The sequence below is a fragment of the Luteimonas sp. A482 genome (genome assembly GCF_054072655.1).
Window position 1 is genome coordinate 109534 of the sequence record NZ_JBSVRO010000005.1, and the last position, 11264, is coordinate 120797.

General features: G+C 69.1%; 9 protein-coding genes. 6 read left to right on the forward strand and 3 right to left on the reverse strand.

The annotated features are described in order from the left end of the window. Positions 1-28 precede the first annotated feature (28 nt). Genes ACW5DW_RS14115 through ACW5DW_RS14135 form a run of 5 tightly spaced genes read left to right on the forward strand, consistent with a single transcriptional unit; the run spans position 29 to position 5146 of the window. Positions 29-649 carry an XrtA/PEP-CTERM system exopolysaccharide export protein gene (locus ACW5DW_RS14115; RefSeq protein WP_457019730.1) on the forward strand — a complete coding sequence of 207 codons (621 nt, stop codon included), beginning with the start codon at positions 29-31 and terminating at the stop codon, positions 647-649. Then, complete coding sequence (locus tag ACW5DW_RS14120) at positions 649-2232, forward strand: XrtA system polysaccharide chain length determinant (protein WP_457019732.1); 1584 nt, start codon at positions 649-651, stop codon at positions 2230-2232. The genes ACW5DW_RS14115 and ACW5DW_RS14120 overlap by 1 nt, the downstream gene beginning before the upstream one ends. Before the next feature lie 33 nt (positions 2233-2265). Next, the gene (locus tag ACW5DW_RS14125; RefSeq protein ID WP_457019733.1) at positions 2266-3000 is read left to right on the forward strand and encodes a polysaccharide biosynthesis protein; all 735 of its coding nucleotides are present in this window, start codon (positions 2266-2268) and stop codon (positions 2998-3000) included. Between the two features lie 17 nt (positions 3001-3017). After that, positions 3018-4316 (forward strand): hypothetical protein, encoded by a 1299-nt coding sequence (locus ACW5DW_RS14130; protein ID WP_457019734.1) that lies wholly within the window; start codon positions 3018-3020, stop codon positions 4314-4316. After that, entirely contained in the window at positions 4316-5146 is an 831-nt protein-coding gene (locus tag ACW5DW_RS14135; RefSeq protein ID WP_457019736.1) for an acyltransferase, read from the forward strand. The genes ACW5DW_RS14130 and ACW5DW_RS14135 overlap by 1 nt, the downstream gene beginning before the upstream one ends. A gap of 441 nt (positions 5147-5587) precedes the next feature. On the opposite strand, the gene ACW5DW_RS14140 is transcribed toward ACW5DW_RS14135, so the two are convergent. The 3 genes from ACW5DW_RS14140 to ACW5DW_RS14150 all read right to left on the reverse strand — a co-directional run bounded on the left by ACW5DW_RS14140 (position 5588) and on the right by ACW5DW_RS14150 (position 9871). Further along, on the reverse strand, positions 5588-6790 hold the full coding sequence (locus ACW5DW_RS14140) for a pyridoxal-dependent decarboxylase, exosortase A system-associated (protein WP_457019738.1): 1203 nt from the start codon (positions 6788-6790) through the stop codon (positions 5588-5590). A 145-nt stretch (positions 6791-6935) separates the two neighbouring features. Then, complete coding sequence (locus ACW5DW_RS14145; protein WP_457019739.1) at positions 6936-8213, reverse strand: O-antigen ligase family protein; 1278 nt, start codon at positions 8211-8213, stop codon at positions 6936-6938. Positions 8214-8326: 113 nt separating this feature from the next. Continuing rightward, complete coding sequence (locus tag ACW5DW_RS14150; protein ID WP_457019741.1) at positions 8327-9871, reverse strand: oligosaccharide flippase family protein; 1545 nt, start codon at positions 9869-9871, stop codon at positions 8327-8329. Positions 9872-10121: 250 nt separating this feature from the next. On the opposite strand from ACW5DW_RS14150, the gene ACW5DW_RS14155 reads away from it, so the two are divergent. Beyond that, positions 10122-11252: a glycosyltransferase gene (locus tag ACW5DW_RS14155; RefSeq protein WP_457019742.1), complete on the forward strand. Its 1131-nt coding sequence runs from the start codon at positions 10122-10124 to the stop codon at positions 11250-11252. Positions 11253-11264 lie beyond the last annotated feature (12 nt).

An 11264-nucleotide genomic window follows, 5' to 3' on the forward strand; every position in this document is an offset into this window, starting at 1 on the left:
GTATCGAAACACTAACGGGGTCCTACCGATGCACATCCTCCGCCTGGTCGCGGCCGCCATGCTCATTCCGGCGCTCGTCGCCTGCGCCACGGCCGGGACCTCGTCGTCCGCGCCGCCACCTGCCGCCCAGACCATCGTGGGCGATTACCTGATCGGCGTTGACGACGAAGTCCAGGTCGCGGTCTGGCGCAACCCCGAGCTTGGCATCACCGTGCCGGTCCGTCCCGACGGCAAGATCTCGGTGCCGCTGGTCGGCGACATCATCGCCGGTGGCCGCACGCCCGCGGATGTGGCCAAGGACATCCAGGACAAGCTGGGCGACTACGTCCGCGACCCGCAGGTCGCCGTGATCCTGACCCAGCTGCGCAGCCACGAGTACCTGTCGCGCGTGCGCGTCACCGGCGCCGTGCGCCAGCCGGTTTCGATCCCGTACCGCCAGGGCATGACCGTGCTCGACGCGGTGCTTGCAGCGGGCGGACTCACCGAGTTCGCGGCTCCCGATCGCGCCGACCTGTTCCGCCGCAACGAGGACGAGACCACCACGACCTACGCCGTGCGCCTGGACCGCATCCTCAACCGCGGCGAGCTGCAGACCAACTACAACGTGGCCCCCGGCGACGTGATCACCATTCCCGAGCGCACGTTCTGATGTCCTCCCAGCTTCCCGCAATGCGCCCGTCGACGCCGGGCCGCAAGGTCGATGGCCTCCAACCCGACGAACTCCTGGTCATCCTGTACAAGGAGGCGCGCAAGCGCGTGGGCATGATCGCCGCGATCTTCGCGGTGATCATGCTGCTGACCCTGGTGGTGGGCCTGTTCGTCATCCCGCGCAACTACGTGGCTTCGACAACCATCCTCGCCCAGGACAGCGACATCATCCAGCCGCTGCTGGAGGGCCGCGCCGTGCCGACCGGGGTGTCGGACCGCGCCGGCCATGCGCGCCAGATCCTGTTCGGGCGCAAGGTGCTCGAGCAGATCCTGGACATCGGCGGCTGGGCCGCGTCCGACCCGAGCGCCATCGCGCGCGACCGGATCATGGAGGACATCCGCAACAACACCACGATCAGCGCCCCGCGTCCGGACCTGGTGCAGATCGACTACCGCGACACCGACCCCGAGCGCGCCTACCGCGTGGCCGACGCCTTCGGCGCGTTGTTCATCCAGGAAACGCTCGCCGCCAAGGAACGCGAAAGCCGCGAGGCCTACGAGTTCATCGACAAGCAGGTGCGCGGCTACCACGCCAAGCTGCTGGACGCCGAAGGCAACCTCCAGGACTATCGCTCGCGCAACGCCGACGCGCAGCCGGGCAGCGCCACCGACGTCAATGCGCGGATCACCTCGCTGCGCAGCCAGGTCGAACAGGCGCGGATGACGCTCATGGAGCAGGAATCGCGCGAGTCTGCGATTGCCTCGCAGCTGTCGGGCGAATCGGCGGTCACCGCGACCAACACCCGCGAGAACCTCTACAACACCCAGCTGCTCGAGCATCGAGCCGAGCTGGACCGGCTGATGCTCACCTTCACCGACCGCCATCCCGACGTGGTGCGCGTGCGCCACCAGATGGAGGACATCCAGCGCGCGCTGGCCGCCGAGCAGCAGCGCCGCAGCCAGCCCGGCCAGGGCGCGCTCGCCTCCGAGGACGTGCAGCTCAACCCGCTCTACAACGAGCTGCGCAGCCAGCAGGCGCAGGCGCGCCGGGAAGCCGCCGCGACGCGTTCGCGGATGGGCATCGCGCAGTCCCTGCTCGGCGAGGAAATGGACCGCAGCCGCCGCATCGCCGCGTCCGAGAGCGCGCTGTCCGAGCTGACCCGCGACTACGAGGTCAACCGCGAGATCTACCAGGACCTGCTGCGTCGGCGCGAAAACGCACGCGTGTCGATGGGCCTGGACCAGGAGAACCGGGGCCTGACCCTGCGCATCCAGGATCCGGCGACCGTGCCGCTGCGCCCCAGCGGACTGCGTTTCATGCACATCGGCGCAGCCGGCTTCGTGTTCGCGGTCGCGCTGCCGCTGGGGCTGCTGTTCCTGCTGGCCCGGTTCGATCCGCGGGTGCGCTCCGCACGCCAGATTCCGCTCAGGACCGGCTTCCCCCTGTTGACCACCATTCCCGCCTATCCCACGCCGCGCGAACGACGCCGCCAGTCGCTCAAGCTCGTCATGAGCGTGGCCACAGTCGCTGCGGTGTTCGTGATCTATGGCCTGGTGTTCGCCTTCAAGCTCGCCAGCGCGTGACCCTCCATGCAATCGCACCGCCAGGAATTGCCGATGAATGACCCCGCGAACGAGGTCCGCAGCATCTCGACTGCGCCCAAATCCCGTTCGATCTCCCGCGCCACCGAATCCCAGGCGCTCAGCACGCAGGGGCTTGAGGAACGCAGGCTGATCCACCGCAACGATTCGGCACGTGTCCAGGCCGATGCCTTCCGCGACCTGCGCACGCGCCTGCTCGCGCTCGGCGGCGACACCAACTTCGTGACCCTGGTGGCGCCGGTCGTGGCCGGCTGTGGCGGCAGCTTCGTCGCGCGCAACCTCGCGGCGGCGTTCGCGTTCGACGAAACCAAGGTCGCGACCCTGGTCGACTGCGACGCCCTGCACCCTGCACAGCATTCGGCGCTCGGCGTGGATGCGCCCGAAGGCGGGCTGATGGACTACATCGAAGGCAGCGTCGGCGAACTGCAGGACGTGCACTACGGCACCGGCCTGCCGCGCCTGTACCTGCTGCCGTCGGGCAGCGTGCGCGAGATCGCCGGCGAATCGTTCTCTTCGCTGCGCATGCGCACGCTGATCGACTCGCTGCGCAGCAGCCATTCCAACCGCTACATCGTGCTCGACAGCCCGCCGGTGCTGCGCTCGCCGGACGCGCGGATCCTGTCCGACCTCGCCGACCTGGTGGTGCTGGTGGCCGGCTACGGCCGCGTCACCACCGACCAGATCGAAAAGGCCGCATCCAACTTCGCCCCCGGCAAGGTCGCCGGCGTGGTTTTCAACGACATCCATTGAACCAGCGGGGACAAGCCATGCAGTGGACCAGCATCCGGACCACGCTGATCGCGCTGGCGATCGCCGCGGCGCTGCCCGGCGTCGCGCATGCGGTGCGCGTGGACTACACGATCGATGCCGGCTACGAGCACGACGACAACGTCACGCTCAGCGAAGTCGACCCGATCGAGCAGAACATCGCGCGCCTCGGCCTGGGTTTCTCGGTCGAGCAGGCCTCGTCGGTGGTCCGCGCCAGCGTCATCGGTCGCGTTGACCACCGGCGCTATGAAGACGTCTTCGACGACATGACCGACCGCATGCTGCAGGGGCGGCTGGACTGGGAGATCCTGCCCGACCGCCTCGCGTTCGTGGTCGAGGACAGCTACGGCGTCCAGACCATCAACCGATTCAGTCCCGATGCGCCCGACAACCGGCAGCAGGTCAACGTGCTGTCGCTGGGGCCGACCTTCATGTTCCATCCGGGCAACCTGCGCGGGCTGGCCGAGCTGCGCCACATCAACAGCGACGCGGAGATCACCGAAGACTTCAACTCCGACCGCATCCTCGCCGCGCTGCGGCTGACCCGCGAGATCGACGCGACCAGCTCGCTGTCCTGGAATGCACAGGTCCAGCAGATCGATTTCGACAACGACCTGGTCGCCCGCGACCACGACCGCATCGAGATGTTCGCCACCTACGCGCGCAACTACCGCCGCTTCGACCTGCTGGTCGACGCCGGCTACGCGCACCTGGACTACGACGACGGGGAGAGCCGCGGGCGCCCGCTGGTGCGGGCGGAGATTGGCTGGAACCCCAGCACCCGCAGCCGCTTCTCGATCAACCTCGCCGACCAGTTCTCCGACGCGGCGACCAGCACCCTGGACGCGATCGACACCACCGGCGGCGTGCCGACCTCGGTCATCACCGGCAACACCACCGTCACCGCCTCCGCGTTCGAGCAGCGCAGCGTCATGGCCCAGTACGAATTCCAGGGCACGCGGACCGCGGTCTCGCTGCACGGCCAGGTGCTGGAGCTGGACTATGTGGACGCCGGCGATTCCAACGAGGAGATCCGCAGCGTCGGCGCCTCGCTGCGCTACCGGCTGCGCCCGACGCTGACCGTCGGCGCCTCGGCAAACATCGACCGCAACCAGTACGAGGCCCCGGCCGACCGCAGGGAAACCAACCGGCTCTACAGCGCGTCGCTGGACAAGCAGTGGTCGCGCCACTGGAGCTCGTCGCTGAGCTACACCCGCTACGAGCGTTCGAGCTCGCTGCTGGCCGGCGAGTTCGAGCAGAACGTGGTGTATCTCAGCCTGTCCTACCGCAACCGCTGATGACGGCACCGATGGACCAGCGCCAATCCTTCCGGCAGTGGCTCGCCGGCTCGCCACATCCGGCCGCCGCCGGCGCACGCGCCGCGCGCGGCATGCTGCGCAACTTCACCCTGCCCGCGCCGCGGCTGCTGGTGCTGCCCTACCTGTGGCTGTTCCTGGCCCTGCGCTCGACGATATTCGCCGTGCGCCGGCTGCTGGTCGCCGAGCCGCTGTTCAAGGCCTACTGCACCCGTGTCGGGCGCGGCGTGACCACCGGCATCTATGTGCCGTGGATCCAGGGCAAGGGCGAGCTGCTGGTGGGCGACGGCGTCCACGTCAGCGGCAAGCTGTCGATCAACTTCGCCGCGCGCTTCTGCAAGCGGCCGAGGCTGGAGATCGGCAACGGCACCGACATCGCGCACGACTGCAGGATCGTGGTCGGCAAGGAAGTGGTGATCGGCGCGCGCGTGGAGATCGCAAGCAACGTGACCATCCGCGATTCGGGCGGTCACCCCGCCGACCCCGCGCGCCGCGCCGCAGGCGCGCCGCCGGACGAGGCGGACGTGAAGCCGGTGGCGATCCACGACAACGTGTGGATCGGCTCGCATGTCCTGGTCATGCCCGGCAGCGTCATCGGCGAGGGCAGCATCGTGTCCGCGCATTCGGTCGTGGCCGGCACCGTCGCTCCCTACACCATCGTCGCCGGCAACCCCGCACGCAGGATCGGCACCCTGGAGCCGCCACCCGAACGCGCGCACCTGGTGCCCGTCAAACCCACAGCCACGCCAGCGCGCCCTGCCGCCGCTGCCGGAACAGGTGCGGCTACGCCGAATTCGCCCACGCCGGCCTGAGCCGCGCCGCAGGCAAACAAATGGTGCTTCTTCCATTCGAGGGGAGTCGGCCGGGTGGGCGGGATCAGGCCTGCGGCCCGGAGTCGTCCCGGGCCGGGGGTTGCTCCCCGGCTCGGTCAGCCATCCATGGCTGACTCGCCGCCGCAGCGCATCCATGCGCTGCTTTCCGCAACCCCCGCCCCGGAACGACCATCGCCGAGTCACTGACGTGGCTTCGAAGAGGTGGTAACGAAGCATCGCACTAGGAACAGCGATGAGCCGCGTCCTGGCGGCCGGGGATCGCGTCAAGCAAAACATGGATGTTTTGCGCGCAAGTCAGGACATGGATGTCCTGACCGAGCGGAAAGCGATCCCCGGCCGACAGGGCGTGGCGTCCATGCCGAAGGCCCGAAGGCGGACTTCTCCCTACCGTTCCGGCACCCTCGCAGGCGCGACGCCAGATCAGACCAGCGCTTCGACGACCTCGGGATGTCCGAGGAACCCACGCGGGCTCGCGCTGCGCCCGTAGGCGCCGGACTGGAACACCACCACCAGATCGCCGGGCCCGGCCTGCGCCAGCTCCATGCGATCGGCCAGCAGGTCCATCGGCGTGCACAGCGGCCCCACCACGCTGGCCACCTCGCGCTCACGCGCGCCGGCGTTGACCTCGACCGGATAGTTGCGCCGGATCACCTGGCCGAAGTTGCCGGACGCGGCGAGGTGATGGTGCATGCCGCCATCGACGACGAGGAACACCTGCCCTCGCGAGATCTTGCGGTCCACCACGCGGCAGACATAGATGCCCGCCTCGCCCACCAGGTAGCGACCCAGCTCGATGACGATGTGGGCGCCGGGGAAATCCCCGTCCAGGCGCGCGGACAGCGACTCCAGGTTGGCGACCACCGGATCGAGCTCCAGCGCCGCCTCGCCCGGCGTGTAGGGAATGCCGAAGCCGCCGCCCAGGTTGAGGCTGCGCACCGGCGCGGGCAGCAGGTCCTGCCAGGCCAGCGCCTGTTCGTAGCACTTGCCCTGCGCTTCCACGATCGCCGCATGGCGCAGGTTCTGCGACCCGGCGAACATGTGGAAGCCCTCGAATGCCAGCCCCGCCGCGGTGATCTCGCGCAGCAGTTCCGGCACCACCTCGGCGTCCACGCCGAACTGGCGCGCGCCGCCGCTCATCTTCATGCCCGAAGCCTTGAGCTCGAATGGCAGGTTGACCCGCACCGCGACGCGCGCGGGCGCACCGACCGATTCGCTCGCGCGCGCCAGCAGCGCGACCTCGCGGAACGATTCCAGGTTCACCACGATGCCCGCCGCCACCGCCTGCATAAGCTCCGCGTCGGACTTGCCGGGGCCGGCGAAGCTGATGTGCTCGGGCGACATGCCCGTATCCAGCGCCAGGCGCAGTTCGCCCGCGGACGCCACGTCGAGGCCGTCGACCAGGCCGGCCATGTGGCAGACCAGCGCCGGCATCGGATTGGCCTTCATCGCGTAGTGCAGGAGCACGTTGCCGGGCAGGCGCGCGCGCAGGCCGGCGGCGCGGCGCGCGATCCGGGCGCGGTCGTACAGGTAGCACGGCGTCGCGCCCATCGCAGCGACCAGCCGCGACAGCGGCTGTCCACCCACCAGCAGCTCGCCGGCGCCATCGCGCGCCCAGGGTTCCATCAGCGTCCGCGGATCAAACTGTACTTGCACCACATTCCTCCCGTTGGGCGGCCACCCGGCAGCGCCAGGTGCACCAGGGCCGGCCACTGCCGGCACCGCATTGTTCGGCGACGCCATGCCTCGCGCCGTCGCCATTGCCGCTGCATCATCCGAACGCCAGCAGCACCTTGACCATCAGGTACAGCCCGATCGTGGCCGCTGCGGCGATCACCGGCCAGCGCAGCAGGTTCTGCTTCAGGCTGAAGCCTTCCACGCCGGGAAACATTCCGCGCACGACGGTGAAGTGTGCCACCACCAGCGCCGCCAGCAGGTAGAGCAGGATCACGTAGCTGCGGCTGAGGAAGAAGGCGGCGGTGAAGAAGCCTGTCAGCGACACCAGCAGCGCCAGCGTCAGGCGCCGGGACTCCCACCAGTCCCAGGCCAGCTGCTCCTCGCCCTCGGCGAACTCCGGCTCGTGGCGCAGCAAGCGATGCATCATCCAGAAGCAGTAGCCCACGAACGCGAGCCAGATGGTGAAGCCGACCACGCCGTTCTCGGCCAGCACCAGCACGTAGGAGTTGTGCGCGGTGAGATGGTGGTAATCGGTGAAGCGGCCGGTGCCCACGCCGAACACCGGATGGCTGATCAGCAACTGCATGCCTTCGTACCAGGCGTCGACGCGTCCCGCCGCGGACTCTTCCTGCACGTCGATGTCGCTCATCCGGTTGGGCATGAGCTGCAGCCCGGCCACCGCCACCAGGCCGAGCATCCCGGCCAGCACCGGGCCACGCCGGACCAGCACGTAGACGCCGGCCATCGCGATCACCGCGACCAGCGCGCCACGCGAGTGGGTGAGATAGATGCCGTAGACCAGCAGCAGGCAGGCGCTCCACCAGAACAGCTTGCGCAGGCCCATCATCCCGCCGCGCGCGCCGAGGTAGACCGCCATCGGCACGCACATCACGAACAGCATGCCCAGGTCGTTGGGATCGCTGAAGATGCCCACGTACTGGATGCGACCGTCGTTGACCAGGCCCATGCCCGTCCAGCCCTCGCCGGTCGTTGCCTGGTCGGCGCCGTGCAGCGCCAGCACGCCGGCGCACAGCACGAACACGGCCATCGTCGCGACCACCTTGCGCTGCGTATCGACGGCGTTGGCCAACAGCACGAACGACACCACCGTGGCCAGGAAGCCACTGAACTGCTGTATCGCGCCGCCCGGCCAGCCCGAGACCAGCACCGACAGGCAGGTCGCCAGCAGGAGCATGACGATCAGCGGGTACTGCGGCGCATCGAAACGTTTCTCGCGCGAGAACATCCACGCCAGCAGCGCGCAGGCCAGCGCCAGCGGCAGGAACGGCACACCGGGAAACGGCCAGCCCGGGTATTCCTGCGGGCGGATCAGCACCAGGATCAGGTAGATGATGATGAACAGGTACAGCATGGCGTCTCAGCAGTCTTCGGTCGAAGCGGGGGTGGGCCGGCATCCGCGGTTACCCGGCGCAGTCCTTCCCGTCAGGTATCGGTACCACGTCCACGTTCCCTGTTCACGCCTGCTCATGGCAGTTTCAGCGCCCAGCGCTGCAGGAAGCCCGACATCCGTCCATGCAGGAACGGATAGCGTTCGAGGAACTCGAGGAAATGGGCGACGTCGGACGAGCGCCAGGCGTTGAAGGCAATGGTCGCGGCAAGGAACAGCACGGCGAACAGTACGCCTGCGGCCAGTTCCGACCACACCCCCGGCATCAGCAGCGCCAGCCCGGTCGCCACGATGCCGGCCAGCAGCGCGCTGCCCAGCAGTCGCGCAAACGCACCAAAAGGCAGCCGCAGCCGCAACATGCGGCTGACCGCCACCCACAGCAAGGCCGAGCCCAGCAGTCGCGAACACGCGTACGACGCCACCGCGCCGACCAGCCCGTACCGCGGCACCAGCGCGAACGCGAACGCCACCGACAAACCCAGGAACAGCGCCGAGAACCCCACCCGCATTCGCTGGTTGTCCGTGGTCGACAGCAGCGCGGTGAACGCCGCCTCGCCCAGGGTCAGCCCGCCCACCAGGATCATCACCCGCAGCGGCAGCAACACCTGCGCGTATTCGTCGCCGTAGAGCAGCATGACGCCGGGGCGCGAGACCAGCAGGCCCACGCCAATCAGCATCAGGCCCAGGAACACGCAGTGGCGCAGCGCCGTGGACATGATCCGGTTGACGTGTTCCAGCCCGCCGCGGCCGAAGGCATGCGCCATCACCGGCATCAGCACGGTGATGAGTCCCGAGGCCAGCAGGTCGACCCCGCCGCGGCTGAGTGCGGCGGCGATCGCGAAGAAGCCGACCTCGGCAGGTCCGACCGTGGCATTGAGCAGGTAGGTCTCGATCGACTTGTTGCTCAGGGTGAAGGCCAGCACCAGGATCACGGTCCAGAACAGGTGGCCGCGAACCCGCTGGCGCAGCACCGGATCCAGCGGCGCGGCGGAGGTGACCATGCCGCCGCGGCGCAGCATCCATGACGACATCAGCCCGTAGCCCATGCTGACCAGCACGAACGCGAGCAGGTAACCCAGCAGCGGCGCGTCGAAATACACCAGCAGCAGCACCGCGACGACGTTGACGCCGCTGAGCGTGACCGTTGCCTTGGCCTCGACGTCGAAGCGGCCGTAGCCCTTGGCCACCGAGGCATCGAAGATGTAGACCGCCTTGGACAGCCCCGCCACCAGCGCGATCAGCACGAACCAGGCAAGCGGGCCTTCCCAGCCGTCGGGCGCCAGATGGCGGCTGCCGAGGACGAAGACGACCGCCACCAGCGCCAGGCATGCCAGCTGCCGCCGCAGCAACCAGCCGTGGACGCTGCGCGCGGCCTCGGGCGCGTCGCGCCCCAGCAGGTCGGACATGAAGCGGATCGCGGTGGTGCTCAGGCCGTTGTTGCCCAATGCCAGCAGAATGCCGGCCACCCAGACGACGTAGGAATAGCGGCCGAAATCCTCGGGGCCAAGGCTGCGGGCAACGATGATGCTGACCAGCAGGCCGACTGCGTACGTGACGTAGGTCGACCCCATGATCATCGCCGCGGCGCGAATCGCAGCGGCACCACTGAACTGCTGGCCCATGATGTATCGACTACTCGGTGGAGGCGGTGCGGACGAATGCCCGCGGTTCATCCGCACGCCACTGGCGCACGCGATGCGGATCAAGACAGCAAACGTGTTTCGACCCCCGATTCAGGACATCCGAGGCGCATTTCGCGGTGCCTGTCCTGGGATGGCCGGCAAACGCGTTGTTACATGCAACGGCGGACCTCCGTCCGGGCCGTGCTCCGCAGCGGCGCGGCGGCGCGCCTGCACAGACGCCCAGCCACTGATGGAACCGCACCCGCCCCTCGGCATCCTGCATGTCGTCAACTCGCTCGACTACGGCGGCCTCGAGCGCGTCGTATGCGACCTGGCCCTGCAGCAGCACGCCGACGGCCACCGCGTCCGCGTCTTCAGCATCTGCGACACCGGCGGCTTCCGCGAGTCTCTGGAAAGCGCCGGCGTGTCGGTGACCGTCGGCGGCAAGCGCCGCACCCTGGACCTGCGCGTGCTGCGGGCGCTGCGCCAGGCCGCGACCGGCCACGCCATCGACATCCTGCACACCCACAACTTCGTACCCAACTACTACGCGGCCACCGCCATGCTAGGCGCGCGCCACCGGCACGCGATCGTCAACAGCTGCCACAACATGGGCACGCGCCTGTCGAACGCGCGCCTGCGCGGCCTGTACCGGTTGTCGCTGAGGCGCACGGCACGGGTCGCGATGGTCGGCGAGCAGGTCCACGGGCGCTTCACCGCCGACGGCATCGTCGATCCGGCGCGTGCGGTCACCGTGCGCAACGGCATCCCGGTCGCGCGCTTCAGTCCGGACGACGCACGCAGGCACGCGGCGCGCGCGCAGCTGGGCATCGCCGATGACGCGCCGGTGATCGGCAGCGTGGGGCGGCTGGTCGACCTGAAGAACCATCGCCTGCTGATCGCCTGCATGCCCGCGCTGCTCGCCGTGCACCCCGCCGTCCGCCTGGTGCTGGTCGGCGACGGCCCCATGCTTGCTGAGTTGCGCGCTTGCGCGCAGTCGCTGGGCGTCGCCGGCCAGGTGGTGTTCGCGGGTGCGCATGACGACGTTGCCGGGCTGCTGCCGGCGCTGGACATCTTCGCCCTGCCCTCGCGCACCGAAGGCCTGTCGATCGCCCTGCTCGAGGCCTGCGCCGCGCAGCGCGCGGTCGTGGCGACAGCGGTCGGCGGCAATCCGGAGATCATCGAGGACGGCGTCACCGGCCGCCTGTTCGCCAGCGAGGACCAGGCCCGGCTGTGCGCACTGCTGCTGGAGCTGCTCGGCGACGCGCCGCAGCGTCAGCGCCTCGGCGAAGCGGCGCGCCGCTGGGTCCAGGCCAACGCCTCGGTCGAGGCGATGGCAGGCCGCTATCGCGAGGTCTACGCCGACGCGCTGGCGCGCTGAGCGGCGGACCCC